The following is a 17425-nucleotide window of genomic DNA, read 5'->3' on the forward strand; positions in this document are numbered from 1 at the left end:
CATCACGAAAAATATTGCTGTAATAGCGGCGTATCGTGATCCTGATTGGCAGGCGGCATGTTACCGATAGATTTTGTGCGGAACGGAATCACCTGTTCACGACCATCAACCTTCACAATCTGATAGAACTGCGGCAGGTTGAAGTTGATGAAGCTTGAGCCGTAGGTAAAACGGTCATGCGATGACGAGTAGAAGCGACTGACGTCACGTACCAGCTCCTCTTTGCTGCCTTCGCAGTGGTGATATACCTCAACCCGGTTGCTTTCGTCGAGAATGTAGATATTAAAGCCATTCTCGTCTTGCGTTTCTTCGAAAAAGAACTGGATGATCCCTTCGCTGGCAAAGCCGTCCACCACCGCCGGTAATTTGACGTGATTGGTTTCAACCTGCACTGACAGGCCGTGCAGTTTGTTATGCGAAATCGCGCCATAAAACTCGATGGCGTTTTCCAGTTTCTGTACCGATACATTCAGGCGTTCGAAGAACAACCCCCAGGTTTGACCAGAAACGCGCAGCGCCTTGAAACGCCCGGTTTCCTGGCGGGTGCTGGAAAGACGCAATTCAATACACTCAGAAACCAGTTGCTGCACGCGAGTACGAATTAAGCCGCGCAGATGCTGGCTATAACAGAAGACTTCCACGCTATCTGGCGGTGCGGCGTCCTGATGCATTTTGCCGAGAATAGTTTTCAGGGCTTCGATCATCGATTGCTCGCCGTTGAAGTGCAGCGTACGCACTTCGTTCCACGAGTTGCGGTACAGCAGGTCAACGCTACCTACCAGGCAATTTTGATTCTCGCCAAAGCTGAAGACATCCAGCTTACGGAAATCGAAATGCACCACCTGATTGCGGAACGCCGCTGTCGGGTCATATTCCAGGTTAACGATAATCGCCAGATGGCGGATCTCACACGGGCTGTAGAGCGCCTTCGGTGTCGGTGCAGGTAAGCGCAGCGGGAAATGGTGCGACACGTCGGCGACCATCTCCTGCAACTTAGGCAAATCGACAATGCCGTTACCTTTAATATACAAACGGGTGCGCGAGGTCAGCAGGCCGTTAAACCATGCCCACGCCACCAGTTTATTCAGGTAACGATTATATTCCAGCGGCTGATGGCTGATGATCGACTCAATATTTGGCGCGCGGTTATACAGATACCAACCTGAACGGTTAGCCCGGCCCGGCGGCACATAAATAAAGGTCAGATTCGGTTCCGAGAGATCGGGTGAAATCTGCGGGTTTACCAGCGTCACTTTACCTGGTAATGCTTCAAACGCGGCATACAGCTTACGCGTCAGCACGCCGATATCCTGCGGACTGGCGGAGACGCTAAGGTTATTGCGACGCGCAAAGCGGATCAGATTACGGTAGCTCTGCATCATCGCGTCGAGCAACTCGTTGTGCGCCTCACGCACCTGATCAATCTTCCAGTTAGCGCGGTTATCGAGCATTGCCAGACGAGCTTCGTCCCAACCCCACTCGCTCACTAACTGGCTCAACACTGCGCGACGCCAGCCTACGCAGGCGCGTTCACGGCTGAGCTTTTCGCACACTTTTAAATAGAAGCAGCGACGTACTAAATCCAGACGGGTAAAATCTTCAATCGCCGTCAGGTATTCAGTAACACGCTCCAGCATCATGCAGTATGGATCGAGACCAAACGATACAATCTCGCCGTCGTGCAAACGCTGTTTGATATCTTTCGCCAGCAGACGTGGGTTCGGGTATTCCCAGGAATAGGCTTCCAGCAGCAGTGTTTTCAGTACCGCTTTGTATGGGGAATCGATACTCTTGTAGAGCTGCCAAAGGCTGGCACCAAAGTACTCTTCAGCAGAAAGCGAGCTTAAGCCACCGAGATCCAGCCATTCATTTGGCGTCAGCACGCCCTGCGCGTAAAGCGTCATCACATAGTCGTCGTAATGCTCTTCTTCGTCGCACGGCACCATATTCCACAGAATACGCTTACCGGCGAGACGCACGGCGGTACGATAAAATTCGTCAAGCAGCAGTATATGCTGGGTGGAGCCACAATCTTCGCCCCCCAGGCTGCCGCTTTCATTATGACGGAAGCGGTTTTCATCAATCAGGAAGAAGCTGACTTCCACACCCAGCGAGGCGGCCCAGTTTTCCAGCAGGCTACATTTACGTTGTAGCAATTGGCGCTCTTCGCTATCGAGCCAGGATTGATGACAGACCCAGATATCCAGGTCAGAGGAACAACTTTGCCCTACGGACGAGGTGCTGCCCATGGTGTATACACCAGTAATTGGAAGCTCACCTTTCGGCGGATCCTGTACTGACATTCCACGATACAGTTCAAGCTCGTTCAGGTAGTGGCGTTGAGTTTCATCAGGCGTGTAAAGGCAAATGCCTTTGGGAACGTTACCATCAAGGTAACCCGGCATTAGCGGATGGTGATAGTGCAACAATGTCGGCAGTAGACTGTAGACCTGTTGGAATGCAGGCCCCATAGCAGCAAGCGCGCGATCCACACGCAATTGATTTATGGCATCCAGTCTCTGTTTCAGAGTCTCAATATAGAGGTACAAGACGTATCGCCTGATTTGCTACCCGTCATGACTGTGATTCCGCCAACATCAACGGTAACACGCGGCATTCGGGATATTTCGTATGTCAAAGGTAACCGTTACCACTTTTCGCGCCTGGTTTTTTTAGTTTCACGACGAAAAAATGGTCTAAAACGTGATCAATTTAACACCTTGCTGATTGACCGTAAAGAAAGATGCGCTACATACAAGTGTAGCACCGTTTATTCTCTGTAAATTCCTTATTACAACGGCGTGAAACGCCTGTCAGGATCCACTGCCAGACCTCATTTTACGGTTTGCGCAGGCGTCTACGTTTCACCACAACACTGACATCACTCTGGCAAGGATGTTAGGATGGACCACGGATGATAATGACGGTAACAAGCATGTTAGACAATGTTTTAAGAATTGCCACACGCCAAAGCCCACTTGCACTCTGGCAGGCACACTATGTCAAAGACAAGTTGATGGCGAGCCATCCGGGCCTGGTCGTTGAACTGGTACCGATGGTGACGCGCGGCGATGTGATTCTTGATACGCCGCTGGCGAAAGTAGGCGGAAAAGGCTTATTTGTAAAAGAGCTGGAAGTCGCGCTCCTCGAAAATCGCGCCGATATCGCCGTACACTCAATGAAAGATGTGCCGGTTGAATTCCCGCAAGGTCTGGGACTGGTCACTATTTGTGAGCGTGAAGATCCTCGCGATGCCTTTGTGTCCAATAACTATGACAGTCTGGATGCGTTACCGGCAGGCAGTATCGTCGGGACGTCCAGTTTACGTCGCCAGTGCCAACTGGCTGAACGCCGTCCGGATCTGATTATCCGCTCCCTGCGCGGCAACGTCGGCACTCGCCTGAGCAAACTGGATAACGGCGAATACGATGCCATCATTCTTGCCGTAGCCGGACTAAAACGTTTAGGTCTGGAGTCACGTATTCGCGCCGCGTTGCCACCCGAGATTTCTCTTCCGGCGGTAGGACAAGGTGCGGTGGGTATTGAATGCCGCCTTGATGATTCACGCACTCGCGAGCTGCTTGCCGCGCTGAATCACCACGAAACTGCACTGCGCGTTACCGCAGAACGCGCCATGAATACCCGTCTCGAAGGCGGATGTCAGGTGCCAATTGGTAGCTACGCCGAGCTTATTGATGGCGAAATCTGGCTGCGTGCGCTGGTCGGCGCGCCGGACGGTTCGCAGATTATTCGCGGTGAACGCCGCGGTGCGCCGCAAGATGCCGAACAAATGGGGATTTCGCTGGCAGAAGAGCTACTGAATAACGGCGCGCGCGAGATCCTCGCTGAAGTCTATAACGGAGACGCCCCGGCATGAGTATCCTGGTCACCCGCCCGTCTCCCGCTGGAGAAGAGTTAGTGAGCCGTCTGCGCACACTGGGGCAGGTGGCCTGGCATTTTCCGCTGATTGAGTTTTCTCCGGGTCAACAATTACCGCAACTTGCTGATCAACTGGCGGCGCTGGGGGAGAGCGATCTGTTGTTTGCCCTCTCGCAACACGCGGTTGCTTTTGCCCAATCACAGCTGCATCAGCAAGATCGTAAATGGCCCCGACTACCTGATTATTTCGCCATTGGACGCACCACCGCACTGGCACTACATACCGTAAGCGGACAGAAGATTCTCTACCCGCAGGATCGGGAAATCAGCGAAGTCTTGCTACAATTACCTGAATTACAAAATATTGCGGGCAAACGTGCGCTGATATTACGTGGCAATGGCGGTCGTGAGCTAATTGGGGATACCCTGACGGCGCGCGGTGCTGAGGTCACTTTTTGTGAATGTTATCAACGATGCGCAATCCATTACGATGGTGCAGAAGAAGCGATGCGCTGGCAATCCCGCGAGGTGACGACGGTCGTTGTTACCAGCGGTGAAATGTTGCAGCAACTCTGGTCGCTGATCCCACAATGGTATCGTGAGCACTGGTTACTACACTGTCGACTATTGGTCGTCAGTGAGCGTTTGGCGAAACTCGCCCGGGAACTGGGCTGGCAAGACATTAAGGTCGCCGATAACGCTGACAACGATGCGCTTTTACGGGCATTACAATAACTCTCATAACAGGAAGCCATAATGACGGAACAAGAAAAAACCTCCGCCGTGGTTGAAGAGACCAGGGAGGCCGTGGACACCACGTCACAACCTGTCGCAACAGAAAAAAAGAGTAAGAACAATACCGCATTGATTCTCAGCGCGGTGGCTATCGCTATTGCTCTGGCGGCGGGCGTCGGTTTGTATGGCTGGGGTAAACAACAGGCCGTCAATCAGACCGCCACCAGCGATGCCCTGGCTAACCAACTGACGGCATTGCAAAAAGCCCAGGAGAGCCAAAAAGCCGAGCTGGAAGGCATTATTAAGCAACAAGCTGCACAGCTTAAGCAGGCGAATCGTCAGCAAGAAACGCTGGCAAAACAGTTGGATGAGGTCCAACAAAAGGTCGCCACCATTTCCGGCAGCGATGCTAAAACCTGGCTGCTGGCTCAGGCCGATTTTCTGGTGAAACTCGCCGGACGGAAGCTGTGGAGCGATCAGGACGTCACGACCGCTGCAGCGTTGCTGAAAAGTGCAGACGCCAGCCTGGCGGATATGAATGACCCGAGTCTGATTACCGTTCGTCGGGCAATTACCGATGATATCGCCAGCCTTTCTGCAGTATCGCAGGTGGATTATGACGGCATCATCCTTAAGCTTAATCAGCTTTCAAATCAGGTAGATAACCTGCGTCTGGCCGATAATGACAGCGATGGTTCACCGATGGATTCCGACGGTGAAGAGCTTTCCAGTTCCATCAGCGAATGGCGTATCAATCTGCAAAAAAGCTGGCAGAACTTTATGGACAACTTCATTACGATTCGCCGTCGTGATGACACCGCCGTACCGCTGTTAGCGCCAAATCAGGATATCTATCTGCGCGAAAATATTCGCTCTCGCCTGCTGGTCGCAGCACAAGCTGTACCGCGTCACCAGCAAGAGACTTATCGCCAGGCGCTGGAGAACGTCTCCACCTGGGTACGTGCTTACTACGATACTGATGATGCCACCACCAAAGCGTTCCTCGACGAGGTTGACCAGTTAAGCCAGCAAAATATCTCGATGGATCTTCCGGAAACCCTGCAAAGCCAGGCGATGCTGGAAAAACTGATGCAGACTCGCGTGCGTAACCTGCTGGCACAACCGGCAGCGGGGATAACGGAAGCTAAACCTGCACCTGCACCGCAAGCTGATACTCCGGCAGCCGCGCCGCAAGGAGAATAACCATGCTAAAAGTGTTATTGCTCTTTGTGTTGCTGATTGCGGGGATCGTGGTTGGCCCGATGATTGCCGGCCATCAGGGTTATGTGCTGATCCAGACCGACAACTACAATATCGAAACCAGCGTCACGGGCCTGGCGATCATATTGATTCTGGCGATGGTAGTGCTGTTTGCCATTGAGTGGCTACTGCGGCGGATCTTCCGCACTGGCGCGCACACCCGTGGGTGGTTTGTCGGACGTAAGCGTCGCCGTGCACGTAAGCAGACCGAACAGGCGCTGCTGAAACTGGCGGAAGGCGATTATCAGCAAGTTGAAAAGCTGATGGCGAAAAATGCCGATCACGCGGAACAACCGGTGGTGAACTATCTACTGGCTGCCGAAGCCGCGCAACAACGTGGTGATGAAGCACGCGCCAACCAACATCTGGAACGCGCAGCGGAGCTGGCCGGCAACGACACCATTCCGGTAGAAATCACCCGCGTACGTCTGCAACTGGCCCGTAATGAAAACCATGCTGCACGCCACGGCGTGGATAAGCTGCTGGAAGTTACGCCACGCCATCCGGAAGTATTACGTCTGGCGGAACAGGCGTATATCCGCACAGGTGCATGGAGTTCGCTGCTGGATATTATCCCATCAATGGCGAAAGCCCATGTTGGTGATGAAGAACATCGTGCAATGCTGGAACAACAGGCATGGATTGGCCTGATGGATCAGGCGCGTGCCGATAACGGTAGCGAAGGTTTGCGTAACTGGTGGAAAAACCAAAGCCGGAAAACGCGTCATCAGGTAGCGTTGCAGGTGGCAATGGCGGAACATCTTATTGAATGTGACGATCATGATACTGCGCAGCAAATTATCATCGATGGCCTGAAACGCCAGTACGACGATCGCCTACTGCTGCCGATTCCTCGACTGAAAACAAACAATCCGGAACAGCTGGAAAAAGTGCTGCGCCAGCAAATCAAAAACGTCGGCGATCGCCCGCTGTTGTGGAGCACACTGGGCCAGTCACTGATGAAGCACGGAGAATGGCAGGAAGCATCGCTCGCCTTCCGCGCAGCGCTGAAACAACGTCCGGACGCCTACGATTACGCATGGCTTGCCGACGCGCTGGACAGACTGCACAAGCCGGAAGAAGCTGCAGCGATGCGTCGCGACGGTTTGATGTTAACGTTGCAGAATAACCCGCCACAGTAGTTCCTTCTCACCCGGAGGCAAGCACCTCCGGGGCCTTCCTGATACATAAAAAAACGCCTGCTCTTATTACGGAGCAGGCGTTAAAACAGGTCTGTATGACAACAAGTGGGTGCTTCACTCAACGTTGTGTCCATGGTGTCTGATGAGGCATAAGCGACATCTGTCAGTGGACGATAAGCACCGTAAACGGCTCTGCGTCATTCCGGAGTTTATGAGGCACTAAGGCGAACATAAGAGATGGAATGAGCATCTACTCGTTTATTATGCCACAGAGAATCGGGAAATAACATCCCTTAACACTTGTTATGAGATAATTCTGTAATCCTCTTTGCTTCCTGAGTAATAACTTCCTGAGTGAATATTTAACCTGAGCTTGATCCTACACATACTTATTATGAATGATAAAATTCATTCAATTAATAACACATATATTAATTGCCGTTAAAACTAAAAACAGCATCAATAATCAACGCGATATAATAAACCTGCCTTACATATCAACTGCGCCAGAGGTAGGATTGAAAACGCTCTCCTGATTTTCCAATTCATTTTCTGGATAAATAAATAATTTATTTTTGTCACTATTATTTATGTAATCATCCTGTCAGGGAGAGGGATCTCAATTATCAATGCTTAATTACGTCATCATTTTGATGACATGAAACCGGAGCATTTTGCATGGAATTTTCGTTTTCACCCAAACGTCTTGTTGTTGCTGTCGCCGCCGCTCTTCCTCTCATGGCCAGCGCAGCAGATACCCCGTCAACTGCCACCGCACGCAAAGGCTTTGCCGGATACGATCACCCAAACCAGTATCTGGTTAAACCGGCGACCACTATTGCCGACAATATGATGCCAGTAATGCAGCATCCGGCGCAGGATAAAGAAACCCAGCAGAAGCTGGCAGAACTTGAGAAAAAAACCGGTAAGAAACCGAATGTGGTTGTTTTCTTGCTGGACGATGTGGGCTGGATGGACGTCGGTTTTAACGGTGGCGGCGTGGCGGTGGGTAACCCTACACCAGATATCGACGCCGTTGCCAGCCAGGGGCTGATTTTAACTTCGGCGTATTCTCAACCAAGCTCTTCCCCAACCCGCGCCACCATTCTCACCGGACAATACTCCATCCACCACGGCATTCTGATGCCGCCAATGTACGGGCAACCGGGCGGGCTGCAAGGGTTAACCACGCTGCCGCAGTTGCTGCACGATCAGGGCTACGTCACTCAGGCCATCGGAAAATGGCATATGGGGGAAAACAAAGAGTCGCAGCCGCAGAACGTTGGCTTTGATGATTTCCGTGGCTTTAACTCGGTGTCTGATATGTACACCGAATGGCGCGACGTTCACGTCAATCCGGAAGTGGCCCTGAGTCCGGACCGTTCTGAATACATCAAGCAATTACCGTTCAGCAAAGATGACGTTCATGCGGTGCGCGGCGGCGAACAACAGGCCATTGCCGACATTACGCCGAAATATATGGAAGATCTGGATCAACGCTGGATGGACTATGGCGTTAAGTTCCTCGACAAGATGGCGAAGAGCGATAAACCATTCTTCCTCTACTACGGCACTCGTGGCTGCCACTTCGATAACTACCCAAATGCGAAATATGCGGGTAGCTCTCCAGCACGCACCTCGTATGGCGACTGCATGGTGGAGATGAACGATGTATTCGCTAATCTGTATAAAACACTGGAGAAAAACGGTCAGCTTGATAACACGCTGATCGTCTTTACCTCCGATAACGGACCGGAAGCCGAAGTACCGCCGCACGGACGCACACCGTTCCGTGGTGCGAAAGGTTCGACCTGGGAAGGCGGCGTTCGCGTTCCGACTTTCGTGTACTGGAAAGGCATGATCCAACCGCGTAAATCTGACGGCATTGTTGATCTGGCAGATCTCTTCCCTACCGCACTGGATCTGGCAGGGCATCCTGGCGCGAAAGTGGCGAATTTAGTGCCGAAAACCACCTTTATCGATGGTGTGGACCAGACATCTTTCTTCCTGGGAACAAATGGTCAGTCTAACCGTAAGGCCGAGCACTACTTCCTCAACGGTAAACTCGCTGCTGTGCGTATGGATGAGTTCAAGTATCACGTCCTGATTCAGCAACCTTACGCTTATACCCAGAGCGGATATCAAGGTGGATTCACTGGCACAGTAATGCAAACGGCGGGATCGTCGGTGTTTAACCTGTACACCGATCCGCAGGAAAGCGACTCCATCGGCGTGCGCCATATTCCGATGGGTGTACCACTACAGACCGAAATGCACGCATATATGGAGATCCTGAAAAAATATCCACCACGCGCGCAGATTAAATCTGATTAAGCCGGCGCTATCGCTGAGATCTGCCTTTGCCGGATGCGATGCTGACGCATCTTATCCAGCCTACAGAACGCTGCAATTTATTGAATTTGCACGATCATGTAGGCCGGATAAGGCGTTTACGCCGCATCCGGCAATCAACCGCAGGCGGCCGCCGATTTCTACTTACTCACCACCAGCAAATGCGCATGCATAATGTCGCTGGCCGGGCGACCGTGCGCCAGCAAATCAGCCATTGCTTTAAGATATGGCGGTAGATGGCGGAAATAACGCTGATACCCGGCACACAAATAATTCAGTCCCGGTTTGCCGCTGGCATCGAGCATGAAGCGGTGTTTCGGGCAGCCTCCCCAGCACGCTTTTAACACGTTACAACTGCGACACTGCGCCGGTAACTGCTTAAATTTATCTTCACCAAACGCCTGCTGTTGCGGGGAATCGATCATTTCTGCAATTGTTTGCTGGTGCATATTCCCCAGCCGATATTGCGGATAAACATAGTGATCACAGGCGTAAACGTCGCCGTTGTGCTCAACAATCACCGAGCGCCCACAGGTTGGCTGATGATGGCAAACCGCACCCGGCGCACCGACAAAATTGGCAAACGCCCATTCGATATTCATCACGAAAATCTTGCCGACGTCGCGTTTGATCCAGTGGTCGAATATCGCCACCAGAAACTCACCGAACTCCTCGGGGCGCACCGACCATTCCGTTAGCTCACCCTGAATATCACCAGGCGCATGTAACTTAAGTCCATCGCGGGCAGTTGTTTCATCAGCCAGGCGCTCGACCACCGGAATAAACTGGATGAATTCGACTCCCGCATCGCACAAAAAATCATATACCTGCAACGGTTGCTGCGCGCTGGTGCGATTAACGCAGACCAGCACGTTATAGTCGACATGATGTTTTTGCAGGAGCGTCAGGGCACGCATCACCAGCTTATGCGTGGGTCTGCCACCTTTAGTCACGCGATATTGATTGTGGATCTCAGGCGGGCCATCCAGCGATAAACCAACAAGAAAATGATGCTCCGCGAGAAACGCGCACCATTCGTCATCCAGCAGCACGCCGTTAGTCTGGAAGCTGTTACTTATCTTCCTGCCAGCACCATATTTCGCCTGTAGCGCTACGGCACGGCGGTAAAACGCCAGCCCGAGTAGCGTTGGTTCGCCGCCCTGCCAGGTAAAAGCCACTTCGTTTTGCGGTTCGCTGGCAGCGATATAGTGACGGACATACGCTTCCAGCGTGTCATCGTCCATATGCGTGACTGGCTTTTCGCGGTAAAGGGATTGTTTTTCGAGATAAAAACAGTAGTCACAGTTCAGATTACAATCGGAACCGCTCGGTTTCGCCATCACATGAAAAGCACGCGTTGGAACCTGTTGCAGCATGGTCGCTCCTTGCCTGAAGTCATCCTTCAATACGTTAAGGGCGAAATCATACCGTGGGGCAATGAGTTATTACGGGCGTTTATTGCGAAGGGAGGGTGACGAAATGCACAGAAAACAAAAAACCCCGCCGAAGCGGGGTTCAAAATTGGTCGGCGAGAGAGGATTCGAACCTCCGACCCACTGGTCCCAAACCAGTTGCGCTACCAAGCTGCGCTACTCGCCGAAATACTGCTTTTTGAATTTTTAGTTCAATTCTTTAAAGTCGTGGTGCGAGGGGGGGGACTTGAACCCCCACGTCCGTAAGGACACTAACACCTGAAGCTAGCGCGTCTACCAATTCCGCCACCTTCGCATTGTCACAACTTCTAATAATGGGGTGGCTAATGGGATTCGAACCCACGACAACTGGAATCACAATCCAGGGCTCTACCAACTGAGCTATAGCCACCACTACAAATCTTGTTACGCGGTATTACTACCACCGCAGCTCAAGCGCCGGGACTAAATGGCGCGCCCGACAGGATTCGAACCTGAGACCTCTGCCTCCGGAGGGCAGCGCTCTATCCAGCTGAGCTACGGGCGCTTAGCGCCGTTGCGGGGGTGGATAATACGGACTTCCCACCCCTCTGTCTAGTCCCTTTTTAAATAAATTGCGCGTTTGGTTACGGTTTGTGCGTTTTGCTGCTTATTCCTCCAGTTTATGCGCTTTCCCGTGGCGATTAAGGCCAAAAACTTTATAAATCGCCGTCACCGCCAGCATAAAGATGATGCCAACAAACAGCGACATACGCGTATCTTCATTAAAGTACATGCCGATCAAAACGCAAATCAGGAATGCCATTGTTACGTAATTGGCCCACGGGAACAGGATTGAGCGGAACGGATGGCTGGCAATCGCCGCTTTATGTGCACGCCGAAAACGCAGCTGGCTTATCAATATCACAAACCATGGCACCATCCCCGGAAGCACGCTGGCACTGTAGACGTAGACAAACACACGCTGCGGATTGGGAATGATGTAGTTCAGGCATGAGCCAATTAGCAGAATAGCAATAGATACTGCCACACCCGCAACCGGTACGCCGTGACGGGAAACTTTCGCCATTGCCGCCGGTAACTGACGGTTTTTCGCCAGTGCGTAGAGCATACGTCCGCAACTGTACATGCCGCTGTTACAGCCAGAGAGCGCAGCCGTCAGCACCACAAAGTTGATAATGCCCGCCGCTGCGGTAATACCGATTTTGGCAAAAGTCAGTACGAACGGGCTGCCGTTGCTGCCTATTTCATTCCACGGGAAGATGGTGACGATAACGAAAATCGCGCCTACGTAGAAAATCAGGATCCGCCACAGCACCTTGCCTACGGCACTGCGCAGCGTCACCTGCGGATTCTTCGCTTCACCGGCAGTAATGCCAATCAGCTCCACGCCCTGGTAGGACGCCACCACAATACACAGAGCGGTCAGGAACCCTTTCCAGCCACCCGCAAAGAAACCGCCATGCTCTGTGAGATTGCTAAAACCAATCGACTGCCCGCCATTGCCAAAGCCAAAGAAAATCACGCCCAGGCCAATGACAATCATCACGATAATCGTGGTGACTTTGATCATCGCGAACCAGAACTCGATTTCGCCGTACAACCGCACCGCCGCCAGATTCGCCAACGCCACCAGCGCCACTGCGATCAATGCGGGTATCCACTGCGCCATCTCCGGGAACCAGAACTGGACATAAACGCCAATGGCGGTGATTTCAGAGATCCCCACCGCCATCCACATAAACCAGTAAGACCAGGCGGTGAGATAGCCAAAGAACGGGCTCATATAACGATGCGCATAAACGGCGAACGAACCGGTAACCGGTTCGAGGAACAACATTTCGCCCATTGAACGCATGATGAAAAAGACGAACAGCCCGGCGATGATATAGGCCAACAATACGGATGGCCCGGCCCATTTCAGGGTACTGGCGGCCCCCATAAACAGGCCGACGCCAATGGTGCCCCCCAGGGCGATGAGTTCGATATGTCGAGCTTCCAGCCCACGCTGTAGCTCTGGTTTGTTATCTGCCATAAATCCTCGTGTTGTGTTTGCATGCTTTCCGGTGTTACCGGTTATCGTTATGGGTACATCGAGTGTTGCAAATGTTTTCGTAATTCAGGAGAAATGGCAAATAAAGCATTAAAAATTTGAATGCTTTGTGTAATAAAAAAGCAGACAGGCGACGGAGTGACCACTCCGTCGCTTTACAAAGAGAGGAAAATCATAGGTTGCCGGTGTAGTGCCAGCGTAAATAACGCAGCAAACGAAGCTGACGCTTAATGCGGCTCGGCTGCGAAAGCAGGCGGTAGAGCCACTCCAGCCCCAGCGTTTGCCAGATTTTCGGTGCGCGTTTTACGTGACCGGTGAAAACATCGTAAGTCCCGCCAACGCCCATATACAGCGCATCTGGATGTACCAGACGGCAGTCGCGCATGATGATCTCCTGCTTTGGCGATCCCATCGCAACGGTGACGATTTGCGCACCGCTGGCATGAATGCGTTCAAACAGCGCCTGACGCTGCTCGGGTTTAAAATAACCATCCTGACTGCCAACGATATTCACATTCCACTGGTTGCGCAGTTTAGCTTCAGTTTGCGCCAGCACTTCAGGTTTACCGCCCACAAGAAATACCGGCGTCCCTTCTTTGCCTGCGCGCGCCATCAACTCTTCCCAGAGATCGGCACCGGCAACGCGGGAAACCTGCGCCTGCGGGTACTTTTTACGTACTGAACGTACAACGCTGATGCCATCCGCATATTTAAATTCGGCAGCGTTAATTAACTCCCTGACCTCGGCGTTATCTTCAATAGTCAGCATTTTTTCAGCATTAATGGCAACCAGCGTTCCCTGCTTAAGCTGCCCGTCAGCAAACAGATAATCGAGGGCGTGCTGCATATCACGCCAACCAATCAACTGTAAGCCACGCAGCGTATAGGTTGGTGCCGTGGTGTTGTTATTCATTGTTATCCTTCAACCTGCGTCCGGAGCGATGATTTTGTACGTTTATGAATGAGTCCGGCGCTTTCAAAAAGCCAGTACAACAGTTTTGCGATCATCAGACATGCGCCGAAGACCACGATAAAAAAGACCACGCGTGAGACAAACGAATCCAGCCCTTCACGCGCCAGCACGATCATATTGAAGATCGCCCCAAAGCAGAAACTGTGCAATATCGCAGCCTTATAGCGATTAGTCTCGCGGTTGCCCAGCTCATACAGCCAGTCGAACCATTTGATGATCAGTCCAACCACAATCGCCCCGAGCGGGATGAACAACGCGCCGCCCATCACCACCAGTGAGCCTATAAGCGTAGGCGAGATCGCCAGTCCGGAGTGGTTATTCAGCACTTCCCAGGTAAAGTAGTTGGCTGAGTTCAGCACCATACTCGGGCGACCCGGCCACAGCCAGGAAGGGATAAAGACATAGAAATCGCGGACAATTGGAGCCAGGCCCTGGAAGTCGATGTTGTCGTAGTTCTGCAACAGCAACGCCAGATTCTCCCACGGCGAGAAGGTGTCGCGAGTGAGATAGAGAAACGTATAGAACGCTTCATCGCCGCTCACATTCATTCCATAGCGTTTTAGCGCCAGCCAGAACATGCCAACAATCCCCAGCACGCCCGCCGCCGCCAGCATCCACAACGAAATCCAGCCGCGAATAATGCCAATAAACAGGAAGATAGCGAATGCGATGATGATATTGGCGCGAGTGCCGCCGACAATCATATAAGTCAGCAAGCCAAAGGCGACCGTGCTGACGAGGAAAAACAGCCACGCTTTGCTGTCCTGGCGCAGAAAGTAGACCACCAGCATCGCCGGGATGAAAAAGTAAAAGAAGCGTTTTAACGCCACGCCGGAGACTTCACTGGAGAAGATCTGACTGTAGGAGTTAAGCCGGAACAGCAAAAAGCCGTTGTGCATGAAGAAGATGCCGACGCTTACCAGCGCTATGCCCATCAGGATCACCCACGTAAGATTGGTCTCCACGCGGTTCATGGTAAACAGCGGACGGCGCGGTACATCAGCAACGCGTTTGCGTAGGCGGGTTTTGTAGGTGACGTAGTAAACCGCGTAGAAGCAGCCCGCAGAAAGCAACGCCTGCAACAAGATTTCTGGCGGCGCGACACCAACATCAAAGCGAAATACCAGCACGCTGGTCAGAGGGAAGCCGAAGAAAAAGGTGAGCAAAAACAGCAATGAAAAGAAGACATTGAAGTTAAAGCGCACACGGCGAAACTCAAACCAGGTCAGCGTGGCAATAAACAGCGTGCAGAGCAGCCAGACCACAAACAGGCCACTGAATTGCAGCAGACTCATGCGACCTCCCCGGCGGCAATCGCCAACGCCCGCTGCCAGCCTTGTAGATAGTTAGGGCTAAAGAAGGCAATGGTGTTTTTATCCACCGACGCCAACTGGCGCTGCGCTTCACGCACAATATCCTCGTTGAGATCGTCGGTAGTAAACAGCACCGGCAAATGCTGTTCCGTCATATCCTGCCAGAACGGATTTTCCCGGTTAAGCACACAAGGAATGCCCGCCTGAATCAGTAAGCACAGCGTACCAATGCCCTGCTGGCGGGCAAAAATAAAGTAACCGAGATCGCACTGACGAAGTAGCGCCAGATAGGCGTCAAATTCCAGTTTTTCGCTCAGAACTTGCAGATTTTCTTCGCTGAATAACTCCAGCCCCGCCTGACGAACTTCCTCGATGTACGCTTCGTTATTAGGCGGATATCCCATCGGCACCACCACTTTTACCGTATCGCCAAATTGCTGATGAACGGCGCGCAAGGCAGCAATATGTTCATTGCTGCGGTCACCGGAGTTCCCCACCAGAATGGTCATTTTCCCTTCACGTTGCCGATCGTTCGCCATCGTATTGAGAAAAGGGTCCATCCGCGTCGGGAAGTACAGCAGTTCGCCCCGCACCTTTGGATGCGTTTTGGCAAAAAAGCTCAAATCACCGCGGGTGGCAAATACACAGCCGACTCGCTTTTGCGCCAGGCGACGTAGCGGGTAAAAAAGCTTATATCTCAAGCCACTGGAAAGCTCATACAGATCTGCCCCCCAGATATGCCAGAAAAACTGGCGGGACTTAATGCCACCACTCAGCAGAGCCAGCCACAGTGTGGGATTGAACTGACCGTGGAAGAAAAAACGCTGCTGACGGTTAGCTTTTGCTTTCGCGATGACCGCTTCCGCCAGCGATTTTTTCCCAGGGAAAAATTGCACAGAAAGCGCCGGACAGCTATCACTTAAGCCGTCGTCCTTGCCAACAACCATAAACTCGCGCGCGTGCTCGCTCGTCGCGGCCAGCGCGTCATTGAAAAACCGCAAAACGGTTCGGTTATGGTGAGGGATATCCGATCCCAGTACGTGAATCAGTACAGTCATGCCCGCCTACGCCAGAGTAAAAACACGCCACAACAAAGAGAAAAATAGACGATATAAGTTGCCATATATGCCTGCGCCGCGCCCAGTGCACCATGCGCAGGGATTAGCCAGTGGGCAAATACCATCAATAAAGTGAACTGGCTGACTTCCGCCAGAATATAAAACCGCAGTGACGCTTTGGCGATCACCAGATAACCAAAGACATAAGCGCCCACTTTTAACACATCACCCACTAACTGCCAGGCAAAGAGATCGCGCATAGCGGTAAATTTATTCGACAACAGCAGCCAGATAGCAAAATCACGCAGCAGCCAGACGGTAAAACTCGCCGCCGCCACTGCCGGTAAGACGAATTTCAGCGATTTAACCACTTCCCGGGTGATATCGCGCTTTTCCGTTAGCCGCGACAACGTGGGCAGCAAATATACGCTGAACGATGCCGTAATAAATTGCAGGTAGGCATCGGAAATACTGCTCACCCCTTGCCAGATCCCCACCTCATCCCAGCTATACTGCGCCGCCAGCAGTTTACGCATCATGATGTAAGCAACAGGCAAGGTCACCGACGTAATCAACGCCATGAGCGTAAATTTGCTCAACTGCCCTGCCAGACCGTTATCCCAGCTGGGTTTCAGATAGCTTAACGGGATGACACCACGTTTGATCAACATGATGGCGGCAGGAATTACCACCAGCGCGGGAATCAGCGCCAGACCCAGCAACGCCCCTTCATAACCGCCCAAACGGTAACTGACGTAGTACGCGAGAACGCCAATCAAGCTGCCGACAATCAGCGATAACGCATTACCTGCGGCATCGCGAAAGCCTTTCATCAGCGCCAGTAACAGGTTGCCCCAGGCGATCCCCATTTGCACCAGCGCCACTAAACGCACCAGCCCCTGATAGTCGGTATTACCAAACAATCCCTGGCTGATTGGCGCAGCTGCCAGCACAAAAACCAGCGCCATCAGCGTAGAGAAACCAAGTACCATCGCTGATGAAGTGCCGACCACGCGGCGCAGCTGTTGCGGATTATCATGGTACTGGGCAACGTATTTGGTTACACCGTTAAAGATGCCAGCCCCGGCAAGCACGCCGAGCACGGTAATCAACTGGCGGAAATTTGCCGCCAGCCCAAGCCCCGCCGGACCAAATGACACCGCCAGCAACTTACCGACCAGTAACCCGGCACCAATCTTGACCAGTGTACTGGCCGCCGTCCACAAGGACGCTTTTGCCAACGACATA

The 17425-nt window shown here is 52.4% G+C and carries 12 protein-coding genes and 4 tRNA genes; 5 read left to right on the forward strand and 11 right to left on the reverse strand.

The annotated features are described in order from the left end of the window. Positions 1–2: 2 nt before the first annotated feature. The gene (gene cyaA / locus K0778_RS11235) at positions 3–2549 is read right to left on the reverse strand and encodes a class I adenylate cyclase (protein ID WP_000281668.1); all 2547 of its coding nucleotides are present in this window, start codon (positions 2547–2549) and stop codon (positions 3–5) included. A 386-nt stretch (positions 2550–2935) separates the two neighbouring features. Between cyaA and hemC the strand changes: the two genes are divergently transcribed. The 5 genes from hemC to aslA all read left to right on the forward strand — a co-directional run bounded on the left by hemC (position 2936) and on the right by aslA (position 9350). Continuing rightward, positions 2936–3877, forward strand: a complete 942-nt coding sequence (gene hemC, locus K0778_RS11240; RefSeq protein WP_001338644.1) for a hydroxymethylbilane synthase — start codon at positions 2936–2938, stop codon at positions 3875–3877. After that, positions 3874–4614 carry a uroporphyrinogen-III synthase gene (gene hemD / locus K0778_RS11245; RefSeq protein ID WP_000026049.1) on the forward strand — a complete coding sequence of 247 codons (741 nt, stop codon included), beginning with the start codon at positions 3874–3876 and terminating at the stop codon, positions 4612–4614. The genes hemC and hemD overlap by 4 nt, the downstream gene beginning before the upstream one ends. A gap of 21 nt (positions 4615–4635) precedes the next feature. Continuing rightward, positions 4636–5817 carry a uroporphyrinogen-III C-methyltransferase gene (gene hemX / locus K0778_RS11250; RefSeq protein WP_001618971.1) on the forward strand — a complete coding sequence of 394 codons (1182 nt, stop codon included), beginning with the start codon at positions 4636–4638 and terminating at the stop codon, positions 5815–5817. 2 nt (positions 5818–5819) lie between these two features. Then, a complete protein-coding gene (hemY, locus tag K0778_RS11255; RefSeq protein WP_000921791.1) occupies positions 5820–7016 on the forward strand; it encodes a protoheme IX biogenesis protein HemY in 1197 nt (398 codons plus the stop codon). 678 nt (positions 7017–7694) lie between these two features. Next, complete coding sequence (gene aslA, locus K0778_RS11260) at positions 7695–9350, forward strand: arylsulfatase AslA (RefSeq protein WP_000395863.1); 1656 nt, start codon at positions 7695–7697, stop codon at positions 9348–9350. Between the two features lie 158 nt (positions 9351–9508). On the opposite strand, the gene K0778_RS11265 is transcribed toward aslA, so the two are convergent. From K0778_RS11265 to wzxE, 10 genes are all read right to left on the reverse strand, one after another. Beyond that, on the reverse strand, positions 9509–10744 hold the full coding sequence (locus K0778_RS11265; protein ID WP_000941517.1) for an anaerobic sulfatase maturase: 1236 nt from the start codon (positions 10742–10744) through the stop codon (positions 9509–9511). 146 nt (positions 10745–10890) lie between these two features. Then, positions 10891–10967: transfer RNA gene (locus K0778_RS11270), tRNA-Pro, on the reverse strand. 42 nt (positions 10968–11009) lie between these two features. Further along, positions 11010–11096 (reverse strand) — tRNA-Leu (locus K0778_RS11275). Positions 11097–11116: 20 nt separating this feature from the next. Continuing rightward, positions 11117–11192: transfer RNA gene (locus K0778_RS11280), tRNA-His, on the reverse strand. 58 nt (positions 11193–11250) lie between these two features. After that, a tRNA-Arg gene (locus tag K0778_RS11285) sits at positions 11251–11327 on the reverse strand. Positions 11328–11429: 102 nt separating this feature from the next. After that, complete coding sequence (locus K0778_RS11290) at positions 11430–12815, reverse strand: amino acid permease (RefSeq protein WP_000774731.1); 1386 nt, start codon at positions 12813–12815, stop codon at positions 11430–11432. Positions 12816–13005: 190 nt separating this feature from the next. Further along, positions 13006–13746 (reverse strand): lipopolysaccharide N-acetylmannosaminouronosyltransferase, encoded by a 741-nt coding sequence (wecG, locus tag K0778_RS11295; protein ID WP_001064040.1) that lies wholly within the window; start codon positions 13744–13746, stop codon positions 13006–13008. Between the two features lie 2 nt (positions 13747–13748). Continuing rightward, entirely contained in the window at positions 13749–15101 is a 1353-nt protein-coding gene (gene wzyE, locus K0778_RS11300; protein WP_000055132.1) for an ECA oligosaccharide polymerase, read from the reverse strand. Then, on the reverse strand, positions 15098–16177 hold the full coding sequence (rffT, locus tag K0778_RS11305; protein WP_000217262.1) for a TDP-N-acetylfucosamine:lipid II N-acetylfucosaminyltransferase: 1080 nt from the start codon (positions 16175–16177) through the stop codon (positions 15098–15100). Before rffT ends, wzyE begins: the two co-directional genes overlap by 4 nt. Next, the gene (wzxE, locus tag K0778_RS11310) at positions 16174–17424 is read right to left on the reverse strand and encodes a lipid III flippase WzxE (protein ID WP_000050265.1); all 1251 of its coding nucleotides are present in this window, start codon (positions 17422–17424) and stop codon (positions 16174–16176) included. The genes rffT and wzxE overlap by 4 nt, the downstream gene beginning before the upstream one ends. Position 17425: the final 1 nt, after the last annotated feature.

Source organism: Escherichia sp. XD33 (assembly GCF_019375075.1).
GTDB classification, from domain to species: Bacteria; Pseudomonadota; Gammaproteobacteria; order Enterobacterales; family Enterobacteriaceae; genus Enterobacter; species Enterobacter flexneri_A.

Bases quoted from the DNA above. Each gene is read 5' to 3' on its own strand.
- hemC (WP_001338644.1), top strand. From the start codon at position 2,936: ATGTTAGACAATGTTTTAAGAATTGCCACACGCCAAAGCCCACTTGCA.
- hemD (WP_000026049.1), top strand. From the start codon at position 3,874: ATGAGTATCCTGGTCACCCGCCCGTCTCCCGCTGGAGAAGAGTTAGTG.
- hemX (WP_001618971.1), top strand. From the start codon at position 4,636: ATGACGGAACAAGAAAAAACCTCCGCCGTGGTTGAAGAGACCAGGGAG.
- hemY (WP_000921791.1), top strand. From the start codon at position 5,820: ATGCTAAAAGTGTTATTGCTCTTTGTGTTGCTGATTGCGGGGATCGTG.
- aslA (WP_000395863.1), top strand. From the start codon at position 7,695: ATGGAATTTTCGTTTTCACCCAAACGTCTTGTTGTTGCTGTCGCCGCC.
- K0778_RS11265 (WP_000941517.1), bottom strand. From the start codon at position 10,744: ATGCTGCAACAGGTTCCAACGCGTGCTTTTCATGTGATGGCGAAACCG.
- K0778_RS11290 (WP_000774731.1), bottom strand. From the start codon at position 12,815: ATGGCAGATAACAAACCAGAGCTACAGCGTGGGCTGGAAGCTCGACAT.
- wecG (WP_001064040.1), bottom strand. From the start codon at position 13,746: ATGAATAACAACACCACGGCACCAACCTATACGCTGCGTGGCTTACAG.
- wzyE (WP_000055132.1), bottom strand. From the start codon at position 15,101: ATGAGTCTGCTGCAATTCAGTGGCCTGTTTGTGGTCTGGCTGCTCTGC.
- rffT (WP_000217262.1), bottom strand. From the start codon at position 16,177: ATGACTGTACTGATTCACGTACTGGGATCGGATATCCCTCACCATAAC.
- wzxE (WP_000050265.1), bottom strand. From the start codon at position 17,424: ATGTCGTTGGCAAAAGCGTCCTTGTGGACGGCGGCCAGTACACTGGTC.